The sequence below is a fragment of the Brevibacterium sp. FME17 genome (genome assembly GCF_014897515.1).
Lineage (GTDB): Bacteria > Actinomycetota > Actinomycetes > Actinomycetales > Brevibacteriaceae > Brevibacterium.
This window is the reverse complement of record NZ_JABUYD010000008.1, coordinates 59,539-84,425: the sequence shown is the minus strand read 5'-3', so window position 1 is coordinate 84,425 and position 24,887 is coordinate 59,539. Positions and strand designations below refer to the sequence as shown.

The following is a 24,887-nucleotide window of genomic DNA, read 5'->3' as shown; positions in this document are numbered from 1 at the left end:
GGCGTCGCACTGCGGGTGAGCGGCCTGCGTGGTGTCCTTATCCCGGAACGAGTTGCACAAGGACAAGATGGAAGGAGCACAATGGAGTCGTGTTGAAAAAAGACGTATCACCCCAGCAGCAAACACTCGCGAACGAGGTCGAAGCGGCCGCGACGCGAATTGCCGACTCTGTGATCATGTCTCCCCTGCAGATTTCGGAGCGGCTCTCCGCCGCTACCGGCTCCACCGTCTACCTCAAGCGCGAGGACCTGCAGATGGTGCGCTCGTACAAGATCCGCGGCGCCTTCAACTTCATGCTTCAGCTCGACGAGACCGAGCGTGCCCGCGGAGTCGTGTGCGCCTCGGCGGGCAATCATGCCCAGGGCTTCGCCCGCGCGTGCAAAGAATTGGGCATCCAGGGCACTATCTTCGTCCCCAAGACCACGCCGAGGCAGAAGGTCGACCGGGTCCGCCATTTCGGTGGGGACCGGGTCACGATCGAGATCTCCGGTTCCACTTATGACGACGCATCGGCACTGGCTCACCGGCACGCCGAACGCAACGATGCCCTCCTCGTCTCGGCCTTCGACGACCTGCGCACCATCGCCGGCCAGGGAACGGTCGCCGTGGAGATCGCCTCCCAACTCGCAGTCGCCCCCGACTACATCATCGTGCCCGTCGGCGGTGGCGGAGTGATCTCCGGAATCGCAGCCTACGCAGCCCAGAACCTGCCGAGTACCACCGTCATCGGTGCTGAACCCGCGGGTGCCGCCTCGATGATCGCAGCACTCAAAGCCGGACGGCCGGTGACCTTGGAGAACATCGACCCCTTCGCCGACGGCACCGCAGTCAAGCGCGCCGGCGCCCTGACCTACGACATCGTCTCCGACCTCGATGTCGACGTCCGCCCGGTTGCCGAAGGCGCGGTGGCCACGGAGATGCTCGACATGTACCAGGTCGACGGCATCATCGCCGAGCCATCTGGTGCCATCGCCTCGGCGGGAATCGGGAAACCGGGAACGGGCAAGCCGATCGCCATCGAACCGGGATCGACCGTCGTGTGCCTGGTCTCCGGTGGCAACAATGACATCTCCCGCTACCCCGAGATCCTCGAACGCTCACGCGTCCACGAAGGCCTCAAGCACTACTTCATCGTCGACTTCCCGCAGGAGCCCGGCGCACTGCGTCGCTTCCTCAACGAGATCCTCGGCCCCGACGACGACATCGCGATGTTCGAGTACGTCAAACGCTCCGACCGTGAGACCGGACCTGCCTTCGTCGGCATCGAACTCGGCTACGCCGAGGACCTGCCGAACCTGCTCGAACGCATGGACGCCTCACAGATCGAGATCGAACGCGTGCACCAGAACTCACCGATGTTCCGTCTCTTCGCCTGAAGCCAGCCGTACAAGCCCTCCCAGCCGAACCAAGTCTCGGGGCCAGGCCCTGCGGACCTGGTCTCGGACCTGAATCTGCCTGGGCCGAATCTCGGCTGAACCACTAGAGTGGAATCATGCGAGCAATCACGATTTCCACTCCAGGCGGCCCCGAAGTCCTCCACGTCACCGAGGAGCCGACCCCGGACATCGCGGCCGACGAAGTTCTGGTCACAGTGCACGCGGCCGGCGTCAACCGCGCCGATCTGCTGCAGCGCCAGGGCTTCTACGACCCACCCGCTGGCGCCACGCTGATCCCGGGCCTCGAGGTCTCCGGAACGATCGCTGAACTCGGCTCCGAGGTCACCGGCTGGAAGGTCGGCGACCGAGTCGCCGCCCTCCTCTCGGGCGGCGGGTATGCGGAGTCGGTCCCTGTTCCTGCCGGTCAGCTTCTTCCCGTGCCGGAGAGCCTCGACCTCACCGAGGCTGCCGGCCTGCCCGAGGTCCTGGCCACGGTCCACTCCAATATCGTCGGCAACGCCAACATCCAGGCCGGCGAATGGCTCCTCGTCCACGGCGGCGGGTCCGGAATCGGCACGGCCGCAATCCAGATCGCCAAGCACCTCGGCGTGAAGATCGTCGTCACCGTCGGGTCCGAGCGGAAGGCCGAATTCTGCCGCAGCCTCGGCGCCGACGCGGTCATCAACTATCGTGACGAGGACTTCGTCGACCGGGTCCACGAGATCTGCGTTCGGCCCGATGGTTCCACCGGCGCCGACGTCATCCTCGACATCATCGGTGCGAAGTACCTGAAGAGCAACGTCAAGGCTCTGGGCACCGACGGGCGCCTCGTCATCATCGGCATGCAGGGCGGCGCGAAGGCCGAACTCAGCATCGCCTCGCTCATGCAGCCGCGCAAGTCGGTCGCGGGCACGACGCTTCGCGCCCGCCCCAAGGAGCAGAAGATCGAGATCGTCGCCGAGGTGGCCGCACAGTTGTGGCCGGCAGTGATCTCCGGTGACATCCGCCCGATCGTCCATGAGACGATGCCGTTGTCTGACGCACCGAAGGCGCATACGGCTTTGGAAGAGGGCGCGAGCATCGGAAAGGTGCTGCTCATCGTCGACGAGTCAGCGCCTGCCCCGAAGTCAGCGCAGCAATTCTGAGGTTCGTTGAGGCTGGGGCCCAGCGTGTCTGAGCCTCAGCGCAGGAAGAAGGTGTCCGATCATGACCAGCACTCCCGATCAGTCCGAGAACTCGTCCACTCAGCCGGAGAACGCCCCCGGTCAGTCGACGAGCGTCTCTGAACAGCAGACAGGCCCTGCCGGTGTGTCCACCGAGGAATCCACCGAGGAGTCCTCGTCTCAGGTCGATGTGTCCTCTCCCGCGAAGGTGATGCGAATCGGGACCATGGTCAAGCAGCTCCTCGAGGAGGTCCGCAATACCGATCTCGATGAGAAGGGCCGAGAGCGTCTGGCGAAGATCCACCGCCGGTCGATCGATGAGCTCGAGGACGGCCTGTCCAAGGAACTCATCGACGAACTCGAACGCCTCGACCTGCCCTTCGACACAAGTGATGGACCCCCGACGAACTCCGAGCTCCGCATCGCTCAGGCCCAGCTGGTCGGCTGGCTGGAGGGTCTCTTCCACGGCATCCAGACCGCGATCATGGCGCAGCAGGCGATGGCACAGCAGGGACCTGCCGGACATGGACAGCTGCCACCGGGAATGGTGGCACCCGGCGCTGCTCCGACCGAAGCCGCGAACGGCCAGAATCAGGACGATGCCGACGACCGCCGCACCGGAAACTACCTGTGAAGAACATCTTCTCTGGGCTGCGGAAATCGGGCGGATCCTCGGCGCGCAAGGGCCCTGACCAGGAGTTCGGCACTGGACTCTGGCGCCACAACCGCGACCGGTTCATCCGCGCCGTCGACCGCTATTACACCACCTCGGTGGCGATCCATCAGCTGTCAGGTGACGATCAGGCATCCGCCGAGGCGAACGAGCACAGCTCGACAACCGCGGCGAACACGATCGTCGATGGGACGCAGCGCCTCAACGATCTGGTGCCGGTCGTCGACGAGATCACCGCGTGGCTGAACACCCACCACCCGGTCTCCGGACAGGTCGTTCCCAGCCATACCCGCAACGCTGTCGGTGCCGCTCCGGAACTGCTGACCAGGGCTTCGTCGAAGGTCGCCGAGGCGGTGCTCGCTGCATCGATGGCCCGCACGGAGATCATCGCCGGGCGACCGATCAGCCCAAGCGCGAAGGCGACCGAGCGGTTCATCTCCGACGCAGCCGAACTGCTCGAACGCGCCCAGGAGAACCTCTCATGACACCACCTGAGAGCTTCGATCTTGGCCTCGTCGCCAGCGATATCGACGGCACGCTTCTGCTCGATTGGAAACCCATCTCCACAGCCACAATCGACGCGATCCACCGCTGCCAGAGCATGGACATCCCCTTCGTCCTTGTCACAGGCCGGCCGATCAGGTGGCTGGAAACGATCGCCGCACAGATCCCCGACCTCGGTCGCGTCATCTGCCTCAACGGAGCAGTCGTCTATGACATCGCCTCGGCGAGTGTGGTCTCGGCTCACACCATCGAATTCTCCGACATCGAGGAGATCATCTCCACGATCACTGCATCCCACCCGGAGGCGCATTTCGCGTTCGAAACCCTCACCGGCGGACTCGTCGACAAGAACTTCATCTCACGCAACCCCCGCCAGGCCCACGTGATGGAAGACCTGTCCGAGCTGGCCACACGGGACGTTGTGAAGATCCTCGTCAGCATCGGCTCTGAGGATTCGGAGGCCCTTCACGATCTGCTCGATCCCCTCATCGCCGCCAACTGCCATGCCTCGTTCTCCGATCCCGTCAACGGACTCGTCGAACTGGCTCCGGCCGGTGTGACGAAGGCGAAGACGCTCGAGGAATTGTGCAACGGCCTCGGCGTGGCTCGAGAACAGGTGATGGCGTTCGGGGACATGCCCAACGACATCGAGATGCTGACCTGGGCCGGGCATGGTGTGGCCATGGGCAACGCCCTGCAGTCGGTGAAGGACTGCGCAGCCACCGTCACCGCCGCCGTCGATGAGGATGGTGTCGCACGTTATCTGGGCGCTGTACTCGACGCACACCAACGCTAAACCTCCCCGACGTCACTATTACCGCCCGGCGCCAGGCGCAATTAGTGACGTCGGGGAGGTTTAGCGGATGAGTTGTCTGAGCTGTCCTCAGCCGCGGGTGTCGCGGGAGCCGCTGAGTTCTAGAACCGCCGGGTCGAGGTCGAAGTAGTCAACGAGGGCAACGGCCAGGCCGTCGTCGTCGACAGACTTCGTCACGACTGAGGCATGTTGCTTGAGCACGTCCTTCGACTGGCCCATGACGATCCCGTGGTGGACCCATTCGATCATTTCGATGTCATTGAGTCCGTCACCGGCGCCGATGGTCAGCTCATGGTCGATTCCAAGTTCAGATTCGACGAGTTCGAGGCCGCTGGCCTTCGAGACACCGTCGGGGGCGATGTCGAGCCAGTTGCTCCAGCCCACCGAATAGCTGACTTCGTGGAGTCCGAGACGGTCAACCGCCTCGGCGAACTCCTCCGCAGTGCCGTTCACCTCGCGCATCACGATGCGGGTGGCCCGCTTCTCCAGGAGCTGGTCGAAGTCGACGATGTCGAGCGTGTCCGATTCCGCGAGCTCACCCATGGGGAACGGTCCCGAGGCCCAACGGTGCAGGTCTGGGTCCTCGACGAGGAACAGTGCGCTGGGCAGTGCCTCGTGCATCTTCTCCAGTGCGTCCCTGGGATCGAAGGAGACCACGTGGTGCATCTCCCACCCCAGCGGAGCGGCCGGGTCGAGTTTGACGACGACGGATCCGTTCGAGCAGACGACGAATCCTTCCTTGAGGCCGAGTGCGTGCACGACCTCAAGTGCTCCGGGCAGCGCCCGTCCAGTGGAGATGACGAGATGGTGACCGGCGTCGACAAGCTGGGTCAGCACCTGGCGGACGGGTTCGGACAGGGAGCCGTCGTAGTTGACGACGGTGCCGTCGATGTCGAGCGCGATGAGGTGTTCGGGCAATTTCTCTCCAAGCTTGAGGATCGTGGCTTCAGTAACGCGGGCCCTCTGGTCCCTGGGCGGTCATGCCGCCGAGGTAGGGGCGCAGTGCCGCGGGAACCGTGACCGAGCCGTCGGCCTGCTGGTGGTTTTCCAGGATCGGGACGAGCCAGCGGGTGTTGGCCATGGTTCCGTTGAGTGTGGCGACGGGGCGGGTGGCTCCGTCATAGCGTTCGCGGACCTGCAGGCGACGTGCCTGGAAGGTCGTGCAGTTCGAGGTCGAAGTCAGTTCCCTGTAGGTGCCCTGAGTCGGTACCCAAGCTTCGCAGTCGAACTTGCGTGCCGCGGAGTCGCCGAGGTCACCGGCTGCCGTGTCGATGACGCGGTAGGGCAGTTCGCACAGGCCCAGCATCTTCTCCTGCAGAGAGAGCATGCGCTCGTGTTCAGCCTCGGCGTCTTCGACCTCGACGTAGGCGAACATCTCCACCTTCTGGAACTGGTGGACGCGGATGATTCCGCGGGTGTCCTTGCCGTAGGAACCGGCTTCGCGGCGGTAGCAGGAGGAGATTCCGGCGTAGCGCAGCGGACCGTCGCTCAGGTCGATGATCTCGTCCATGTGGAGTCCGGCCAGGGGCACTTCGGAGGTGCCGACGAGGAACAGGTCATCGGCTTCGAGACGGTAGACCTCGTCGGCGTGCTCGCCGAGGAAGCCGGTGCCGCGCATGACCTCGGGCTTGACCAGAGTGGGCGTGATGGTCGGGATGAACCCTGCTTCTTCGGCCACATCGCGGGCCAGGTTGAGCAGTGCCATCTCCAGCTTGGCACCGAATCCGGTGAGGTAGTGGAAGCGCGAACCTGCGACCTTGGTGCCTCGGGCTGTGTCGATGGCTTTGAGCGTCTCACCGATCTCCAGGTGGTCGGCAGGCTCGAACCCGTCGGTGCTGAAGTCCCGGGGCTCGCCCACGGTCTTCAGTGTCACGAAGTTCTCCTCGCCGCCGGAGGGGATTCCCTCGACGATGAGGTTCGGGAGTTTGGCCGCGAGCTTGTCGAACGCGAAGCTGGCTTCCTCGGACTCGGCCTGCAGCGCCTTGACCTTAGCCGACTTCTCTTTGCCTGCGGCGATAAGAGCAGGCTTCTCGTCCTTGGGCGCCTTCGCGATCTGAGAGGAGAAAGACTTCTGATCTGCGCGTGCGTCCTCGAACGCGGTGATGGCAGAACGGCGTGCGGAATCCGCAGCCAGGACTTCGTCGACGAGGTCTACGGACGAGCCGCGGGCCTCCTGCGATGCCTTGAACAGGTCCGGGTTTTCTCTGAGGAGCGCTAGATCGATCACCCTCTCAGCTTAACGGCATGCGAGTCTTTTCGACATTCGGCGGGCTCGTGGGAGGGCCAGCGGCGCGCCAGAGCTGGGCGACCAGCTCGTACTCAAGTTGGGCGCTGTAAATTTGGAGCATGACCATTGCTTTGGACCCCATGATGACGTGGTTCGTCGTCGCCGGCGTCGTCGTTGTGCTGCTCGTCGCGTTCTTCATCGGCCATCGCCTCGGGACGCGTCGTGCTCTGAGTCGAGTTCGCCAGTATGCCCGAGGCGCTGACTCTGATGCGCCCGAGAGCGAGCTCTCTACCCGCTACCGGGCCGCTCTCGTCGTCAACCCGACAAAGGCCGATGTCAGCAGACTGTCATCGACCGCCGAGGCGATCTGCCGTTTCGAAGGTTGGAACCCACCGCTGGTCATCGAGACCACACCCGAGGATTCCGGTGAGGGAGCCGCTTCCCGCGCGCTCGACGAGGGGGTAGACGTCGTCATCGCAGCCGGCGGTGACGGTACGGTCCGCGCCGTCGCCTCGGCGCTGGCCGGGTCAGAGACACCGATGGGGATCGTTCCGCTGGGAACGGGGAATCTGCTGTCACGAAATCTCGACATCGTCCTCGACAAGACCGAGTGGGCGCTGCGCATCGCCCTGTGGGGCCGCAACCGGAAGATCGACGTCGGAACCGCGAAGACCGCCGAGGAGGGGGACACTCACGTGTTCACCGTGATGACGGGACTCGGGTTCGATGCGGCAGTCATGGCCGATACCAATTCCGACCTCAAGTCCCGCTTGGGCTGGTTGGCCTATGTCGAGGCCGGGTCTCGGAAGCTCGTCGGTCGCCCCAGCCATGTGAAGGTGACCTTCGACGACGACTATCGGGTCTCGGCACGCGTGCGTTCGGTTCTCGGCGGCAACTGCGGGAAGCTGCAGGGTGGCATTCAGCTGCTGCCACAGGCCGTCATCGATGACGGGATGCTCGACGTCCTCATCGTCAGCCCGAAGAACCTGGGCCAGTGGGTAGGAGTTCTTGCCTCCGTGCTGGGACGGAAGACATCCAAGGGCCTGCACACGGACATTCGCAAGTGCCAGAAGGTCGTCATCGAATCCGGTGAGGAACTCGACGTGCAGCTCGACGGGGATCCGATCGGCCAATCGGGGTATCTGGCAATGGAGGTCATGCCCGCGGCGCTGACCGTTCGTGTGCCGACGGTCGAGCAGCGCAAGCAGATCCGAGCCGAGGCCTGGCCAGTCTGAGGGCGGGCCCGGTAGTTACCGAATAGTTACATCACGGGAGTGTTTCACTGCGCACCCTTTGTTCACCAAAGTGTTACTGCAAATACCACTGAACAAAACTTACGCAAATAGTTTAGAGAATCCTTCGAACCTAGTATGAGTTTCAGATGTGCACCCCCTCACACTCTCTAGATTGAAGGCACTGACAATGAAGAAGCTCATTCTCGCGCCGGCCGTGGCCCTCGCGTTCACAGGTCTGGTGGCCGCCCCAGTCGCCGCTGCCGAGACCCCCTCCACCCAGTCCGCCTCTGCCAAGGCCGAAGCCAAGGCCGAGCAGGATAAGAAGGACAAGGAAGCAGCCGAGAAGCTCGCCAAGGAACAGGCTGAGCAGAAGAAGGCAGCTGAGGAAAAGGCTGCTGCTGAGAAGGAAGCCAAAGAAAAGGCTGAGCAGGAGAAGAAAGACGCGGCCGAAAAGAAGGCCGCTGACAAGAAGGCCGCAGCCAAGAAAGCAGCTGATAAGAAGAAGGCTGACGACAAGGCAGACAAGAAGTCCGGCGATGATGCCACGGACGCGAAGAAGCCTGCGCCCAAGGATGACGAGCCGAAGAAGGACGACTCCGACGACAAAGACGATGCCGAGGAGATCAACGCTCAGCTGAAGGTCGCCGCCTCATCGATCTCAGCCGAGGACCTCGCAACCAAGGGCGTCAAGGTCACGGTCACCGGACTGGAGAAGGGCGACAAGCTCTCAACGTCGGGCCTGAGCGCACCGGCGACGACAGCATCCGGTTCGACCGCAACTCTCAACGTCAAGTACAACGGCGACGCCGAAGACCTCACCGAAGGCTCGAAGGCCCTCACCGTCAAGGTCCAGCGCGAAGGCGTTTCAGCGCAGACGCTCTCGGGCTCGACTCGGGTCATCGATGCGCAGGCTGCCATTGACTCAGAACTCACCGTTGATCCCGACGAAATTACCCCAGGGGACCTCGCCGACCCCAACAAGGGCATCCAGGTCACCGTGACCAACCTCGAAGAAGGGGACACAGTCACCGATAGCCTGATTGAAGAAGGCAGGACTGTCGACGCGGACGGTGACTTCACGTTCGGCGTCTACTACGAAGGCGATCCCGACAACCTCGACGAGGGGCCGGTCCCCTTCACGGTCACCATCGATCGCGAAGGTGAAGAGCCGGTCACCCTTAACGGAGAGATCAACGTCGTCGACGAGGTCTCCGAAGTCGATCCGAAGGTCTCTCTCAACACCGATGAGATCTCTGCCTCAGACCTCGAAAAAGACGGGCTCAAGTTCACCGGTGAAGGCTTCACCCCCGGCGGCACCGTCAACGTCATTGGCGCAGCCGGCCAGGCGCCGTTCCACCAGGACGAGATCACCGCCGACGAAGACGGCAAGATCAGCACTACAGTCAAGGGCGAACTCGAGCCCGGCGACTACTCGGTCTACGCCGTGGACGCCGAAACCGAAGAGGTCTCGAACTACGCGAAGTTCACCGTCACCGACGATGACGCCGTCGAGGCGATCGATGCCTCGCTGAAGGTCGACCCCAAGGAGATCACAGCAGCGGACCTCGCCAACAAGGACAAGGGCGTCACCGTCACCGTCTCAGGCGTGAAGAAGGGTGACAAGATCACCGACTCGCTGACCGGAGATACCGAAACCGCTGAAGCAGACGGCGACTACAAGCTCCACCTCTACTACCAGGGCAACCCCGACAGCCTCGAAGAGGGCAAGGTTCCGTTCACGGTCACCATCGATCGCGAAGGTACCGAGTCGGAGACGCTCAACGGCAACATCAACGTCGTCGCCGAAGGCAAAGAAGACGGCGATGACGGTGACAACGACGGCAAGGACGGAGATACTCCCGAAGCGCCAGCAGAAGCATCGTTCACGGTCTCGCCGAAGACGCTCGAAGCAGCGGACTTCGCCAACGACAAGAAGGGCGTCACCCTGGCCGTCGAGGACTGCGAACCCGGCGCGGATGTGCACTTCGCCGTCAAGCCCAAGGGCATGCAGGTCACCGCGTACGAGAACACAGTCAAGGCCGACGACGAGGGTAAGGCTTCGGTCAATGTCTTCGGCACCTCCGACATCGTTTCAGCATATGTCGGCGCCTATACCGCCAGCGCAACCTGCGGCGATGACTCGATGAAGGAATCGTTCACAGTCACCGCCGGTGCAGATGGCGGCGGAAGCGACGGCAGCGACAATGGTGGCAATGATGGCAGCCAGCTGCCACGCACCGGTGCAGACCTTGGTGGTCTTGCCTCGGGAGCGATGCTCCTCCTCGTTGGTGGAGCCGCAATCGCCATGACCGGTCGCCGCAAGAAGGTCGGACAGTCACCTACCGACTTCTGATGAACACCGCAGATGATCAACTCACATAGGTGATCATCTGAGCCTACGAATGGGTGTGGCCCCGACTTCGGTCGGGGCCACACCCATGTTCAACACGACCATTGCTCTAACTGGTCAACGACGCCTGTGACCGATCTGTACGACAAGTGTGAACAAAACGACCACAACTATGCTCGTTGTAAATATTTCATTATTGTTACCTGCGTAGGAGATCACTCTCAGCCTTAGAAACGAAGGACACTATGAAGAAGCTTGTACTCGCCCCCGCAGTGGCCCTGGCCATCACCGGCCTTGCCGCATCCCCAGTAATGGCTGCACCCACAGCCGACGCTTTCGGACAGACGAACGTCCAGCAGAGCAAAGCCCAGTCGGATGACAAGGATGGTGCCGATGAAGGCGCCGAGCCTCAGGCCATCGAAGCATCGGTGACAGTTTCACCGAAGGAAATCACTCAGACCGATCTCCTCGACCCCGGCTTCACCGTCACCGTCACTGGCCTCGAAGCCGGAGACGTAGTCTCGGACAACCTCACCGGCGAAGAGGTAACGGCTGAAGGTGACTCCGTCGAGTTCACCATCCACAACGTCACCGGTGACCCCGCTGCTATCGATCCGGGCACACTCAACTTCACGATCACCATCAAGCGTGGCGATGAGACCGAAGAGATCGCCTCGCAGGTCGAGGTCATCGACGATGACGCCGAAGAGCCAGAAGCACCTGCGGTCGATCCGAAGGTCTCCCTCAACACCGAGAAGATCTCCGTCTCGGACTTCGAAAAAGACGGCCTCAAGCTCACCGGCGAGGGCTTCACCCCCGACAGCGCCGTGACCGTGATGGGCAACGCCACCCAGTCGCCCTTCTTCCAGGAAGAAGTCACTGCCGACGAAGACGGCAAGATCAGCACCACCGTCAAGGCACCCGAAGGCGGCCTCGAACCAGGCGACTACTCGGTCTCCGCAGTCGACGCCGAAAGCGAAGAAGTCTCGAACTCTGCCAAGTTCACCGTCACCGCAGACGAGACCGAAGAGCCCAAGCCCACCACTCCGGCCGCTGAAGCCACGCTGAAGGTCTCGCCTGAGACCATTGAGGCCGCTGACTTCGTCGTGGAGAACAAGGGTGTCACCCTTGCAGTCGAGAACTGCGAGCCAGGCTCGGACGTTCACTACCTCGTCACCCCCAAGGGCAACTCGAACGTCACCGCCTACGACAACACCGTCAAGGCCGATGACGAGGGCAATGCCTCCGTCAACGTCTACGGCACCTCTGCCAATGACCCATCGGCCTACCTCGGCGACTACGACGTCACCGTCACCTGTGGCGACGACGAGCTCACCGGAGCCTTCACCGTCAGCGATGACGCCAACGCCGGCGGCAGCGACGGAAACGAAGATGGCAATGAAGACGGCAACGCAGACGGCGGTAACGGCGGCGATGATGACGGCAACGGAAACGGTGGCGGCGACCTGCCTCGCACCGGTACCGAGCTGACCGGCCTCGTCGGCGGAGCTGCTCTCCTCCTCATCGGTGGAGCCGCAGTCACCATGACCATGCGTCGCAAGAAGGCCGTCGAGGATCCTTCAGCGATCTGATAAGTCGGCCGTCGCAGCGGCGATGACAATGTAAGAAGAGTGCGAGCCCGTGGAGGGTTCGCACTCTTCTTGCATTCACGTTCGGACATCCCTGTTGGGCGGCTATTTCCCGGCATAAGGAATTGTGCCGATGTGCCGTGCCCGAGGCATCAATCCATCCGGTCGTACCGAGCACGCAGACTGAGGAAGACTCCGTAGAGCACAAGACCAGCACCCACAGCGAGCATGAGCACAGTGCCGAACGGCTGGTCGCGCATCGCTTTGAGCGCTCCGTCAATTCCCGTGAACTCTTCGGGGTCACCGGTCATCGCCGAGACGACGACGAGCGCTCCGACTGCCAGCAGCGTCGCGCCTTTGCCCAAATATCCGATGATGCCAGTGGCAATCAGCAGCGTGCTCACCGGAGCCTTACGTGGCATCCGCAGCTCGTCCATCCATTTGAGGCGGATCCCGGCGATACAGAAACCGATGCCGATCATGACGATCACAACCCCGATCGCTGCGAGGATGTACAGGCCGCCCGGGGCCTTCGCCAGGGTCGTCGATGCCTGAGAGCTGGTCTTGCCTGAATCAGATCCGCCGCCGATGACGGACTGGGCGAACGTCAGGGCAACTGCGGCATAGGCAACAGCGGAACCGATCGTTTTGATGAATTCGACCCATCTGCGGCGTCCCTGCCGATGCTGAGGGGCATTCGTGCCGGCTCCGCGCAGAGAGGCGGAACCGAAGAAGGCGTTGAACACACACCAGAGGGCCATCAGCCCACAGCCGATCAGGCACAGGACGATGAGCACCATGCCGAACGGCTGTGCGGCCATCTGTTGGACCGCACCCGATTGATCCGCCTCGCCACCGCGACCGAGTCCAACGGCAACCGCGGTGGCTCCGAGGATGATGTGCACGATTCCATTCGCGACGAAACCAGCTCGCGCAACCCGTTCGAACCACTTGCTGTCCGCAGCTTCTTGGGCCGCGTCGTCGGCCGAGTCCGCGGCACTTTTGAGCTTGTCAGTTTCGTCCATGAACGACATTCTGGCACAGCACGGTCGGTGTAGTGACGAATGCCGGCGTCGACTACAAGAGGCTGCGCCGCGGGCAGCCTCCAATCTCAGTTGCTTACCGGCGTCTGAACCTGTTGTAGAGAACCATCGCACCCGGCTCGGGCCGACCCCGGGGCCGCCTGCCACGCGAGATCGAGACGACGTCACCAGCAGTGCCGGCAGCGAAGACACGAGCTTCGCGTTCCTTCGCTGACATCCGAGACCTGACTTCGGTCTCCAGCTCCTCGTTCCGGGACTTGAGCGCATCGACCTGGTTCTGCAGGTCGATGATCTTCTTGATACCCACGAGGTTCACGCCCTCGTCCTGGGAAAGTTGCTGGATCAGCCGAAGTTTGGCGATGTCTCGCCCCGAGTACCGTCGGCCTCTGCCGGCCGTGCGCTCGGGGGTGACGAGACCCAGACGGTCATACTGCCGCAGCGTCTGCGGGTGCATTCCTGCGAGGTCCGCCGCCACCGAAATGACGTATACCGCTGCACTGGTCGATATGTGCATCACGCTTCACCACCTCAACTGGCCTTGGCTTTGTCGAGCAGACCGTCGCGCGGGTCCTCGTTCTCGGTCGCCGAGCGGAACGACTCGACCGCTTCCTTGGCGTCCTTCGACAGGTTCTGCGGGACAACGATCTCCGCGGTCACCAGCAGGTCGCCGGTGCCCTTCTTCGATTTCACACCCTTGCCGCGCAGGCGCATGGTCCGACCCGATGGTGTGCCCGGGGCGATCTTCATCGTCACCGGCATACCGTCAAGCGTCGGCACCTTGACCTCGGCGCCGAGTGCGGCCTCGTCGAAGCTCACCGGCAGGTCCATCCGCAGGTTGTCGCCGTCACGGGTGAAGACAGGGTGCGGCTTGACCTTGATCGTCAGGATCACGTCACCGGCTTCACCGCCGTTGGGGCTCTTCTTGCCCTTGCCTGCCAGTCGGATCTTCTGTCCGTCTTTGACGCCGATCGGCGTGCGCACGGTCAGGGGCTTTCCGCCTGGCATGTTCAGCTTCACCGAGGCACCGTTGATGGCTTCCGTGAACGACAGGGTGGTGTTGGACTTGATGTCCCCGCCCTTGGTCGGTGGCGAATAGCCGCCGCCGAAACCGCCACCGCCGTAGCCTCCTCCGCCGAAGCCGTTGAGAAGGTCAGCGAGATCTGGGGGCACGTCTCCCCCGCCTCCGCCGTAGGGCGAGCGGGTCCGTGTCCGTCCGCCTCCGCCGAAGAGGTCGGAGAATACGTCGTCGAATCCGCCGCTGGCTCCACCTGCTGGCCCACCGGAACCGGTGAACCTGGCTCCGCCGCCCATGGCGCGGACCTGGTCATACTGGGCGCGAGATTCCTTGTCAGAGAGCACCTGATGCGCCTGGCCGAGCTCCTTGAACTTGTCTTCAGCCTTGGAGTCGCCGGGGTTGGCATCCGGGTGGTACTTGCGTGCCAGCTTGCGGTAGGCCTTCTTGATCTCTGCGTCGGAAGCATCTTTGGAGACGCCGAGGGTCTTGTAGAAGTCCTTTTCGAACCAATCATTCTGAGGACCGGTATTCACCTGGCACCTCCTTCCGTGTCTTCTTCATCAGTGTATTCAATTGTCTCCTCACAATCCGCAACCCCGGGATTGTCATCCCGGGTGATCCGGACCGCCGCCGAGGTGGTTCCACGGTGGTGGGACCACCTCGGCGAGGGTGTGGTTCTCAGTCTTCCGGCTGCTGCACGCCGACGCGTGCCGCACGGATGACGCGCTCACCCATGCGATAGCCCGGCTGCATGACCAGGAAGACGGTCGGAGTCTCGACGTCGTCCGATGGCTGCTGCATGAGTGCCTCGTGCAGTCGCGGATCGAACTCGTCGCCGACTTCACCGTACTGCTCGACGCCGACCTTGCTCAGCGAGTCGACCAGCTTCTTCACGTGGGTCTCGAAAGGCCCCGTGACGTCGCCGTTCTCCTGCGCCAGGCGCACTTCGTCGAGTACCGGGATCAGGGCCTCGACGGCCTTGATCGTGCCACCGGTCGCAGCCCGCTCGCGTTCGCGATCGGCCCGCATCCGGTAGGCGGCGTACTCGGCGTTGATGCGCTTGAGGTCGGCCAGGTGCGCTGCGGCTTCGGAACCCGGTGCGGGTTCGGCAGCCTCTTCGCCCTGAGCAGCCTCGGTGTCGTTCAACGTCGAAGCGTCGGCCGGGATGTCGACGCCGAGGTCACTGGCATCAGCCAGATCCTCGTCGGCGCCTTGGACGTCCTCGGCGCCTGCGGCACCGGTGGCGTCGTTCGCGACATCGGCCTCACCGGCCTCCGCCGAGGCCGACGGTGCGTCGGCCTCTGGGCGGAGTTCACCGGTGTCCGGATCAATCCGGCGCTTGTCGCTGAAGGTGAAGCCTGGCTCCTCGGACGACGGATCGTTGCCCTCGGAAGTCATTACTTCTTCTCCTCATCCTCTTCGTCGACAACCTCAGCGTCGACGACATCGTCGTCAGCGCTTGCATCTGCACCGGCTGCGGCCTCTTCACCAGCGGCGCCTTCGGCACCACCCTGCTGGCTGTAGATGGCTTCGCCGATCTTCTGCTGGTTCTCGACGAGCTTGTCGTATGCGGTCTTCACTGCATCGTCGTCTTCACCCTTGAGTGCTTCCTTGAGAGCCTCAACGTCCGAGTTGATCTCGGTCTTGACCTCTTCAGGCAGCTTGTCCTCGTTGTCGGTGACGAGCTTCTCGGTCTGGTAGGCGAGGTTCTCCGCATTGTTGCGAGTGTCAGCGGCCTCACGGCGCTTCTTGTCCTCGTCTGCGTGCTCTTCGGCTTCCTTGACCATGCGGTCGATGTCTTCCTTCGGCAGCGCGGAACCGCCGGTGATCGTCATCGACTGCTCGGTGCCGGTGCCCTTGTCGGTGGCCGACACGTGCACGATGCCGTTGGCGTCGATGTCGAAGGCGACCTCGATCTGCGGCACGCCGCGAGGAGCCGGAGCGATGCCGGTCAGCTCGAAGGTGCCCAGGTTCTTGTTGTCGCGAGTGAACTCACGCTCACCCTGGAAGACCTGGATCGACACGGAGGGCTGGTTGTCCTCAGCGGTGGTGAAGGTCTCCGAACGCTTGGTCGGGATCGGGGTGTTGCGCTCGATGAGCTTGGTCATCACGCCGCCCTTGGTCTCGAGTCCCAGCGAAAGCGGGGTGACGTCGATGAGCAGAACGTCCTTGCGTTCGCCCACGAGGACACCGGCCTGCACGGCTGCGCCGATCGCGACGACCTCATCGGGGTTGACGCCCTTGTTGGGCTCCTTGCCTCCGGTGAGTTCGGTGACGACGGCGGAGACGCCTGGCATACGGGTCGAACCGCCGACGAGGACGACGTGGTCGATCTCGGAGACGGACACGCCTGCGTCCTTCATGACTGCGTGGAACGGAGCCTTGGTGCGCTCGAGGAGGTCCTTGGTCAGGTCCTCGAACTTCGCGCGGGTCAGGGTCTCATCCAGGTGGATGGGTCCGTTCTCGCTCATCGACAGGTACTGCAGCGAAATGTTGGTGCTGGTAGCCGAGGAGAGTTCCTTCTTGGCCTGCTCCGAGGCTTCCTTCAGTCGCTGGATTGCGGTCGCGTCCTTGCTCAGGTCGACGCCGTAGCCGTTCTTGACCTCACCGACGAGCCAATCGACGATGCGCTGATCCCAGTCGTCGCCGCCGAGGCGGTTGTCGCCCGAGGTCGCACGGACCTGAATCGTGGAGAAGTCGTCTTCGTCCTTGCCGACTTCGAGCAGGGAGACGTCGAAGGTGCCGCCACCGAGGTCGAAGACGAGAATGGTCTCGTCTTCCTTGCCGCGCTCGAGGCCGTAGGCCAGAGCTGCAGCGGTGGGCTCGTTGATGATGCGCGAGACATTGAGTCCTGCGATCTCACCGGCATCCTTCGTGGCCTGACGCTCGGCGTCATTGAAGTATGCGGGGACGGTGATGACTGCGTCGGTGACGTCTTCCTGCAGGTATTCCTCAGCGTCGTGCTTGAGCTTCTGCAGGATGCGAGCCGAAACCTCAGGGGCCGACATCTTCTTGCCGCCGATTTCGGTGGACCAGTCGGTGCCCATGTGGCGTTTGACCGAGGCGACGGTGTTCTTGATGTTGGTGACGGCCTGGCGCTTGGCGATTTCGCCGACCAGGGAGTCGCCGTTCTTGTTGACAGCAACGACGGAGGGGGTCGTGCGACCGCCTTCCGCGTTTGCGATGACCTTAGGGTCACCGCCTTCGAGGACTGTGACGACGGAGTTCGTGGTTCCGAGGTCGATTCCAACTGCACGTGCCATAACGTTGTCTCCTTACATATCGTGAGTGATCTCGACTCGAATGTGTGCGATCGGGCGGATCCACCACCGGGCTTCCACAGCATTTCCTGCTGCGGGGACGAGCGGTGGACCCACTCGACCGCACACATTGAGCCAACTGCACTCAAGTATTATCTTCGTGATCCGAGCAGTCAAGCTCGGCATCATGAAAGTTGCGTACACTAGACTCAACTTTGCGGAGCGAGGGTTTATTCCGCGGGGGAGAAAAAGTTTCTGGGACCGCTTGCAGGTTCCATCGATGATGGCATCGAGTCGACCGCGAGCATTCTTATCAGCGGCGACAAAGCACTGATTTCCTCACCCTATGGGCGATTCCGTTCGGAATCGCGAGGGTCCTTCCACGATAGGGTCATTGCTCAGGGTTTATGCGACGATCGGAAAGCAGCAAGGATCATCACGGAGAGGACACCGGTGGCAGACGGCGACTTCCTCCTTCGCCGCCCGTGGGTTCTCGTGGTCGTATTGACGTGTGTCGCGACGAGCACCGCGTTCATGCAGACCCTGGTCGTTCCGATCCAGAACCATCTTCCTGAGCTTCTCGATGCTCCGCGGAGTGCCACCGCGTGGGTACTGACCATTGCTCTGCTGGTCGCAGCCGTCACGACTCCGATCTCGGGGCGTCTGGGCGATATCCTCGGAATGCGCAGGGTCATGATTGCACTGCTTGCGATGATGACTCTTGGCTCCCTGATAGCTGCACTGTCAGGCGAACTGACCTGGCTGCTCGTCGGACGGGCACTCCAAGGCGTGAGCATGGGAGCCACAGCTGTCGGCATTTCGATGATGAGTCTGGTCGATAACCGCAAGATCCGCATCGCTGGCATCAGCATCATCAGCTCCAGCATGGGCTTCGGGGGCGCGATCGGTCTGCCACTCGCCGCGTGGATCGCTGAGATCGGAGATTGGAAGCTTCTCTTCTGGGCGACGGCTGTCCTTGGAACCATCAATCTCATCGCTGTCCTCTTCGTTGTGCCCAGCACCGATCGCCTTCGGCAACGCTTCGACTGGCCTGGGGCGTTGATGCTCTCTGCCGGGTTGGGTGGGATTCTGGTGGCGGTTTCCCAAGGTCCGGTGTGGGGGTGGTCTTCGCTGGCGACGCTTGGACTCGGCGGAACGGGGATCGTTGTGCTCTTCGTCTGGGGCCTGCACGAGTTGCGCACCCGCGACCCGCTGATCGATCTGCGCATCATGTCGAAGTTCCCGCTGCTGATGGTCAGTCTGGGTTCAATCGCTCTCGGCTTCGCCTTCTTCGTCCAAGAGGTTTCGTTCCTGCAGATTCTCGAACTGCCGGTTCGCACCGAAGCAGGCTTGGGCCTGAGTATCCTGTGGGCGAGCATGGCCTTGGTGCCCTGCTCCTTGGCGATGATGGCCGTCGCGCCCCTCGCTGCAACCATGACCGATCGTTTCGGAGCTCGTGTGACTGCGGTTTTGGGTTCGGTGATCTCTATGGTCGGATACCTCATCTCCGTGGTCTGGCACGCCGAAGTTTGGCAGCTCATCATCGCCAGTGTGTTCGCCTTGGCAGGGGTGGCGATAGGGTATGCGGCCATTCCCACTCTGGTCATGGCCGAGGTGCCCTACTCGATGACTGGTTCCGCGATCGGTGTCAATGCTCTGATGCGCAGTGTGGGAACGAGCTCGGGTGCAACTGTGACGGGAATGGTGCTGGCGGTGCAGCTGGAGTCATCGGCCGGATTCGCGGCGCCGAGCCCTGGTGGGTTCGTTGTGACCTTTTGGCTGGGCTTCGTCGCCGCGGCGCTGGCCGCTGTGTTGTTTTGGATCTCTGGTCGGCGACGGCCGGGAGTGCTGCTGTAATAGACGATGGTTTCCGTCTGAGCACAGCTGGGTATCGCTACAAGATAACGAGACATGACATGTCCAGCTCCCCGTCACCGGCAGGGATGCAGGAGACGCTGACAGTAAGCGCAGTCGATGTGGGCAAGTACCGTCTCGGTCGCGCTCATTTCGTTGCGCGAGGACAATGGAGCCATGAGCAATCACCAGGTGGTCGAGGTTCGAGGCGCCCGCGTGCACAATCTGGCGAACATCGATGTCGACATTCCCTTGGGCAGACTCGTCGGCATCGCCGGCGTCTCCGGTTCGGGCAAGTCGTCCCTGGCCATGGGAGTCCTGTACGCGGAAGGCTCTCGGCGCTACATCGAAGCCCTGTCCACATACACTCGCCGCCGGATGAGCCAAGCGCCGCGTGCCGACGTCGACCGGGTCAGTCACGTGCCTGCCGCACTGGCTCTGCGACAGCGTCCGGGGATCCCGGGCGTCAGGTCGACCTTCGGCACGTCCACTGAACTGCTCAACGTCGTCCGGCTCATGTTCTCGCGCCTGGCATCACATGTCTGCCCGAACGGCCACCGGCAGGAACCGACACTCAATGTTGCGGCAGAGGAGCCGTTCGCCTGCCCGTCCTGTGGAGCAGATGTCGAGGCTCCAGGAGCGGAGGAGCTGGCCTTCAATTCGGTCGGAGCCTGCCCATCATGTGACGGCACTGGCATCGTGCGCGAGGTCGACGATGCTTCTCTCATCCGCGATGAGGACATGAGCATCGACGATGGAACGGTGATTCCCTGGCAGATGTTCGGCTTCAACGTCCAACCGCAGATCGCCCGAGAATTCGGCGTCCGCACGGGCATCCCTTGGAAGGAGTTGAGCGCCGAGGAGAAGACCATCGTCTTCGATGGCCCGGAAGAGAAGAAGCACATCGCCGTCACCTCGAAGAAGGGTCTGCACGAGCTCGACTTCACCTTCCGCAATGCGCGACTGACCGTGAGCGAGGAGCTCAAACGCGCCACGGATGAGAAACGACTGTCTCGGGTGAGCCGGTTCCTCACCGAACACACCTGCACCACGTGCCACGGCACCCGGCTCACGCCTGCAGCGCTGCTGCCGAAGATCGGCGATCTCAATCTCGCCGATGTCACCGCCATGCCCCTGAGTGAACTCGCCGATTGGGCCGGCACTGTCGCCGACACCGTGCCGAAGACGATGCGCTCCATGTCCGAGGCACTGACCAGCACGCTCGGGCACATGTCGAAGCGACTGCTCGACCTCGGCCTGAGCTATCTGTCGCTCGATCGCGCCGGATCAACACTGTCCACCGGCGAGCGCCAACGCGTGCAGCTGGCTCGAGCCGTACGAAACGAGACCACCGGGGTCCTCTATGTCCTCGACGAGCCCTCGATCGGCCTCCATCCCTCGAACATCCGCGGGCTCCAAGGGGTCATCTACGACCTGCTCGAAGAGGGCAACTCCGTTGTCATGGTCGACCACGACCCGCTCGTGCTGCGTGACTGTGATCATCTCATCGAGATCGGCCCCGGCTCCGGCAACGACGGCGGGACGGTCGTCGCCACCGGAACGGTAAGCAGCCTCGGCGACAATCCGAATTCTCTTATCGGTGGGTTCCTCACCGGAAGAGAAGAAAGCCTTGTCCGCACCTCTGCGGCACCGGATCAGGTCTTCGACAAGGGGACGATCAGGCTGCGCACCTCCCCCATCCACACCGTGCATGCGCTCGACGTCACGATCCCTCGGGGACGGATCACCGCTGTCACCGGAGTATCCGGATCCGGGAAGAGCACGCTGGTTCTCGACAGCCTCATTCCCGCACTCCGCGCAACGGATCAAGCCCGTCCGCCCTCGCACGTCGCCTCGATCGAGGGCGCCGGAATCGAGAAGGCCAGCGTCGTCGACGCCACCCCGATCGGGGTCAATGTCCGCTCGACCGTCGCCACATACTCGGGCATCCTCGATGAGCTCCGGCGTGCCTACGCCAAACTCGACTCGTCGAAGGCCGCCGGTCTGAGCGCCCGGGACTTCTCCTACAACACAGGTTCTCTGCGGTGCCCACGCTGCGAGGGCACCGGTGAGATCACCCTCGACGTGCAGTTCCTCCCCGACGTCGACATCGCCTGCCCCGACTGCGAGGGCCGACGCTACGGTCCCGACGCCGAGGTTCATCATCGTCCCGGTGCTGACGGTGAAATTGCGCTGCCCGAGCTGATGGCCATGACCGTCGCCGAGGCTGCCGAGCACGTTGCCGACCTGAGGAAGGTCACCACACGGCTGCAGGCACTGCAGGAGGTGGGGCTGGGATATCTCACCCTCGGCGAGGCGACTCCGGCCCTGTCCGGCGGTGAAGCGCAGCGTCTGCGTCTCGTTTCAGAACTCGATCGGACGCAGACTGGCACCCTGTTCGTCTTCGACGAGCCCACCATCGGGCTCCATCCTTTGGACGTACGAGTGCTCGTCGGCGTCCTGCAGCGACTCGTCGATCAGGGAGGCACCGTCGTCGTCATCGAACACGACCTCGATGTCATCGCCAACGCCGACTATGTCATCGACATGGGCCCAGGTGGCGGAGTGGACGGCGGTCGCATCGTGGTAGCCGGCACTCCGAACCAGGTTGCCGATGACAAGGACAGCGTCACGGGACGATATCTGGCGGAGGAAGCGTCCCTCTGAAACGCATGTGGCAGGTGAGCTGGCAGCGGTCTCCGAGGTGAAGACCGCTGCCGGCTCAGGAAGACCTCTGCCGCTCAGACAGCAGTCACACGGACTTCGTATCCGGGTCCGCACCGTCCATCTGACCATCCCGGCTGAACCTGCGCAGCTGGGTCACATGGCCCGGGTTGAGCTCGGCGACGTTTGAGACCTGCAGCAGCTTCATCGTCCGCTCAACCTGCTCGCTGAGGATCGCGATCGTGCGATCGACGCCTTCCCTGCCACCGGCCATGAGCCCGTAGAGGTAGGCCCGGCCGATGAGTGTGAAGTCCGCACCCAGGGCCATGGCCGCGACGATGTCGGCACCATCGCGGATTCCCGTGTCGACGATGATCTCGAGGTCCTTGCCGACTTCCTTCACGACAGATGGCAACAGCTCGAAGGGAACCGGAGCGCGGTCGAGCTGTCGCCCGCCATGGTTCGAGAGCACAATGGCATCGACGCCGAGATCGGCGAGCTTCCTGGCATCGGCAACAGTCTGGACGCCCTTGATCGCCAGCTTGCCTGGCCACATCTTTCGGATCGTGGCCAAGTCGTCGAAGTCGATCGATGGGTCCATGGCCGAGTTGAGCAGCTCGCCGACCGTACCGCCGGTCTCGGACAGGGATGCGAACTGCAGCTTCTCCGTCGTCAGGAAGTCCCACCACCACCAGGGCCTGGGGATGGCGTTGAGAACTGTCTTGGGTGAGAGCTGCGGCGGGATGGAGAACCCGTTGCGACTGTCCCTGATCCGGGCGCCCGCGATCGGAGTGTCCACGGTGAAGAAGAGCGTGTCATAGCCTGCCGCAGCCGCCCGCTCGACCAGACCGTAGGAGATCTCCCGCTGGCGCATAACGTAGAGCTGGAACCAGTTGCGCCCATTCGGGTTGACCTTCTTCACGTCCTCGATCGAGGTCGTGCCCAAGGTGGACAGGGTGAATGGAATGCCTGCCGCGCCGGCAGCGGAGGCTCCGGCGGTCTCGCCTTCGGTCTGCATCAGCCGGGTGAACCCCGTGGGCGCAATGCCGAAGGGCATCGCCGAGCTGCCGCCAAGGATCTGCGTCGTCGTATCGACCTGCGAGACATCGTTGAGGATGGAGGGGTGGAACTCGATGTCCTGGAAGGCCTGCACGGAGCGCTCCATCGAGATCTCCCCCTCCGCTGCGCCGTCTGTGTAGTCGAACGCGGCTGCGGGAGTGCGTCGCTTGGCTATCTGGCGCAGATCCTCGATCGTGAACGCCGATTCAAGACGGCGTTTCCGGGAGTCGAGCTCGAACTTCTTGAACTTCATCAGCTCGAAGATCTCGGACGGATTGGGCAATTGCCTCTTGACCATGGGTGGGGTCTCTTTCTCTTCAGTTCGTATTCTTCAGGGTTCAGTCTTCAGCTCGCTGGGCCTCACGCCCCGCCGGGAACCATCCAGGACAGGACGGTCGACTGCAGGCCAACCAGCAGGCACATGACGACGAGCATGCCCAGCGACCACCAGATGACGCGGCGGAAGATCGAGGCTTCCTGGCCGAGGAGTCCGACTGCTGTAGCTGCGATGGTGAGGTTCTGCGGGCTGATCATCTTGCCCACGACTCCACCGGAGCTGTTGGCTGCCACCAGCAGAACGGGATCGATTCCGGCCTTCGTCGCGGCAGTCTGCTGCAGCGTCGCGAAAAGTGCGTTGGCACTGGTGTCAGAACCGGTCACTGCTGTGCCGAGCCAGCCGAGGATTGGTGAGAGGAAGGCGAACAGCGCCCCGGTTCCAGCGATCCAGGTGCCGATTGTGATCGTCTGTCCTGACAGATTCATGACGTAGGCCAGTGCCAGGACAAGTCCGACGGTGAGAATGGAGAATCGCATTTTGGCGACATTGTCGACGAAGACCTGGACTGCGTCCTTGGCGGTCATCTTGTACACGATGGCGACGATTATGCCTGAGGCCAGCAGCATCGTGCCCGGTGATGACAACCATTGGAAGTTGTAGACCGTGCTCGTCGACAGCTCCCCTGCGGCGGTCATGATGTTCCCGTCCAGTCCCGGCCAAGGAATTTTGACATCGGTGCTGGCCAGCCACTTGTCGATGACTGGGATCAGCTTGGCACCGGAGAAGATGACGATGACGATGAGGTAGGGAAAGAGCGCCATGAACACGCGCTTACCGGTCAGAGGTGCCGCCTTCGTGTCCACGGAGGTTGCCACGGCAGCGGCTGCTCCACCGGCATCAGGCGCGCTGGCCTTCTCCCGACTGCGTTCGTCGGCCATCTTATCCAGGGCGTCCTGGCCGCCGACGGGCTTCCAGAACTGGAGCATGATCACTGCAGCGGCAAGGCCCATGAGCGAGGCGATGATGTCGGTCATTTCGACCGAGAGATAGTTCGCGGAGACGAACTGTGCTGCTCCGAACACGATCCCGACGACCAGAGCAAGTGGCCACAGCTGACGCAGTCCTCGCTTGCCGTCAACGAGGAAGATGAGGAACAGCGGCACGACGGCAGCCAGCAATGGAGTCTGGTGACCGACCATGGCTCCGATCTCCTTGTAGTCGATCCCGGTGAGGTTGCCGGCGGTGATGATCGGGATGGCGATCGCACCGAAGGCGACCGGAGCGGTGTTGGCCACCAGCACGACGACTGCTGCACGCATGGCGGTGAAGCCGACTGCGATGAGCATGACACCGGTGATGGCAACCGGGGCACCGAATCCGGCCAGGGCTTCGAGCAGTCCGCCGAAGCAGAAGGCGACCAGGATCGCCTGCACGCGAGGATCATCGGAGATGACGTTGATGACCAACCTGAGGTCTTCGAAGTGTCCCGACTTCACCGTCAGTTCGTAGAGCCAGATGGCGGTGATGACGATCCACATGATCGGAAACAGCCCGAAGGCGAATCCCTGGCTGGCTGAGAGGCCAGCCAGCCCGACCGGCATGCCGTAGACGAAGATGGCAACGATCAGGGCGACGATGACTGCCGCCAGGCCGGCCCAGTGGGCTTTCCATTTCAAGAACCCGAGGGTGACGAAGATGGTCAGCAGCGGCAGCAGCGCAACCAGCGATGACCACAGGAGGCTGTCTGCAAGTGGGGCGATTTCAGGAGTGTACATATTTTCTCC

At 62.7% G+C, this 24,887-nt stretch carries 19 protein-coding genes; 10 read left to right on the top strand and 9 right to left on the bottom strand.

Annotation, left to right across the window (positions count from 1 at the left end; genetic code table 11):
- Positions 1-89 precede the first annotated feature (89 nt).
- The 5 genes from ilvA (at position 90) to INT40_RS09390 (ending at position 4,512) form a co-directional block, all read left to right on the top strand.
- Positions 90-1,376, top strand: a complete 1,287-nt coding sequence (ilvA, locus tag INT40_RS09410; RefSeq protein WP_193095983.1) for a threonine ammonia-lyase IlvA — start codon at positions 90-92, stop codon at positions 1,374-1,376.
- Between the two features lie 116 nt (positions 1,377-1,492).
- Positions 1,493-2,521, top strand: coding sequence for an NAD(P)H-quinone oxidoreductase (locus tag INT40_RS09405; RefSeq protein ID WP_193095982.1), 1,029 nt, complete (start codon positions 1,493-1,495; stop codon positions 2,519-2,521).
- 61 nt (positions 2,522-2,582) lie between these two features.
- Positions 2,583-3,173 carry a proteasome activator gene (locus tag INT40_RS09400; protein ID WP_193095981.1) on the top strand — a complete coding sequence of 197 codons (591 nt, stop codon included), beginning with the start codon at positions 2,583-2,585 and terminating at the stop codon, positions 3,171-3,173.
- Positions 3,170-3,697: a hypothetical protein gene (locus tag INT40_RS09395; RefSeq protein ID WP_193095980.1), complete on the top strand. Its 528-nt coding sequence runs from the start codon at positions 3,170-3,172 to the stop codon at positions 3,695-3,697. Before INT40_RS09400 ends, INT40_RS09395 begins: the two co-directional genes overlap by 4 nt.
- Positions 3,694-4,512, top strand: a complete 819-nt coding sequence (locus INT40_RS09390) for an HAD family hydrolase (protein WP_193095979.1) — start codon at positions 3,694-3,696, stop codon at positions 4,510-4,512. Before INT40_RS09395 ends, INT40_RS09390 begins: the two co-directional genes overlap by 4 nt.
- Positions 4,513-4,599: 87 nt before the next feature.
- Here INT40_RS09390 and INT40_RS09385 read toward each other — a convergent pair whose 3' ends face one another.
- Complete coding sequence (locus tag INT40_RS09385; protein ID WP_193095978.1) at positions 4,600-5,448, bottom strand: HAD family hydrolase; 849 nt, start codon at positions 5,446-5,448, stop codon at positions 4,600-4,602.
- A gap of 28 nt (positions 5,449-5,476) precedes the next feature.
- Positions 5,477-6,757 (bottom strand): serine--tRNA ligase, encoded by a 1,281-nt coding sequence (gene serS, locus INT40_RS09380; protein WP_096159839.1) that lies wholly within the window; start codon positions 6,755-6,757, stop codon positions 5,477-5,479.
- A gap of 119 nt (positions 6,758-6,876) precedes the next feature.
- Here serS and INT40_RS09375 point away from each other — a divergent pair, with 119 nt between their 5' ends.
- From INT40_RS09375 to INT40_RS09365, 3 genes are all read left to right on the top strand, one after another.
- Positions 6,877-7,992: a diacylglycerol/lipid kinase family protein gene (locus tag INT40_RS09375; RefSeq protein WP_226824200.1), complete on the top strand. Its 1,116-nt coding sequence runs from the start codon at positions 6,877-6,879 to the stop codon at positions 7,990-7,992.
- Between the two features lie 172 nt (positions 7,993-8,164).
- On the top strand, positions 8,165-10,345 hold the full coding sequence (locus tag INT40_RS09370; protein ID WP_193095977.1) for a hypothetical protein: 2,181 nt from the start codon (positions 8,165-8,167) through the stop codon (positions 10,343-10,345).
- A 242-nt stretch (positions 10,346-10,587) separates the two neighbouring features.
- Positions 10,588-11,934 carry a hypothetical protein gene (locus INT40_RS09365; RefSeq protein ID WP_096162015.1) on the top strand — a complete coding sequence of 449 codons (1,347 nt, stop codon included), beginning with the start codon at positions 10,588-10,590 and terminating at the stop codon, positions 11,932-11,934.
- Positions 11,935-12,083: 149 nt separating this feature from the next.
- Here INT40_RS09365 and INT40_RS09360 read toward each other — a convergent pair whose 3' ends face one another.
- From INT40_RS09360 to dnaK, 5 genes are all read right to left on the bottom strand, one after another.
- Complete coding sequence (locus tag INT40_RS09360) at positions 12,084-12,956, bottom strand: DUF1206 domain-containing protein (protein ID WP_009882589.1); 873 nt, start codon at positions 12,954-12,956, stop codon at positions 12,084-12,086.
- Between the two features lie 94 nt (positions 12,957-13,050).
- Positions 13,051-13,488, bottom strand: coding sequence for a heat shock protein transcriptional repressor HspR (locus INT40_RS09355; protein WP_096159847.1), 438 nt, complete (start codon positions 13,486-13,488; stop codon positions 13,051-13,053).
- A gap of 14 nt (positions 13,489-13,502) precedes the next feature.
- The gene (locus INT40_RS09350) at positions 13,503-14,522 is read right to left on the bottom strand and encodes a DnaJ C-terminal domain-containing protein (RefSeq protein WP_096159849.1); all 1,020 of its coding nucleotides are present in this window, start codon (positions 14,520-14,522) and stop codon (positions 13,503-13,505) included.
- 145 nt (positions 14,523-14,667) lie between these two features.
- Positions 14,668-15,387 (bottom strand): nucleotide exchange factor GrpE, encoded by a 720-nt coding sequence (locus INT40_RS09345; protein ID WP_069600963.1) that lies wholly within the window; start codon positions 15,385-15,387, stop codon positions 14,668-14,670.
- Positions 15,387-17,252, bottom strand: coding sequence for a molecular chaperone DnaK (gene dnaK, locus INT40_RS09340; RefSeq protein ID WP_096159851.1), 1,866 nt, complete (start codon positions 17,250-17,252; stop codon positions 15,387-15,389). Before dnaK ends, INT40_RS09345 begins: the two co-directional genes overlap by 1 nt.
- Positions 17,253-17,702: 450 nt before the next feature.
- Here dnaK and INT40_RS09335 point away from each other — a divergent pair, with 450 nt between their 5' ends.
- Both INT40_RS09335 and INT40_RS09330 read left to right on the top strand, forming a co-directional pair.
- On the top strand, positions 17,703-19,106 hold the full coding sequence (locus tag INT40_RS09335) for an MFS transporter (protein WP_096159853.1): 1,404 nt from the start codon (positions 17,703-17,705) through the stop codon (positions 19,104-19,106).
- A 174-nt stretch (positions 19,107-19,280) separates the two neighbouring features.
- Positions 19,281-21,770, top strand: coding sequence for an excinuclease ABC subunit A (locus tag INT40_RS09330; RefSeq protein WP_096159856.1), 2,490 nt, complete (start codon positions 19,281-19,283; stop codon positions 21,768-21,770).
- A gap of 85 nt (positions 21,771-21,855) precedes the next feature.
- Here the strand turns inward: INT40_RS09330 and INT40_RS09325 are convergent, their stop codons facing one another.
- On the bottom strand, positions 21,856-23,124 hold the full coding sequence (locus INT40_RS09325; protein ID WP_096159858.1) for an alpha-hydroxy acid oxidase: 1,269 nt from the start codon (positions 23,122-23,124) through the stop codon (positions 21,856-21,858).
- A 62-nt stretch (positions 23,125-23,186) separates the two neighbouring features.
- Positions 23,187-24,878 carry an L-lactate permease gene (locus tag INT40_RS09320; protein ID WP_096159860.1) on the bottom strand — a complete coding sequence of 564 codons (1,692 nt, stop codon included), beginning with the start codon at positions 24,876-24,878 and terminating at the stop codon, positions 23,187-23,189.
- Positions 24,879-24,887: the final 9 nt, after the last annotated feature.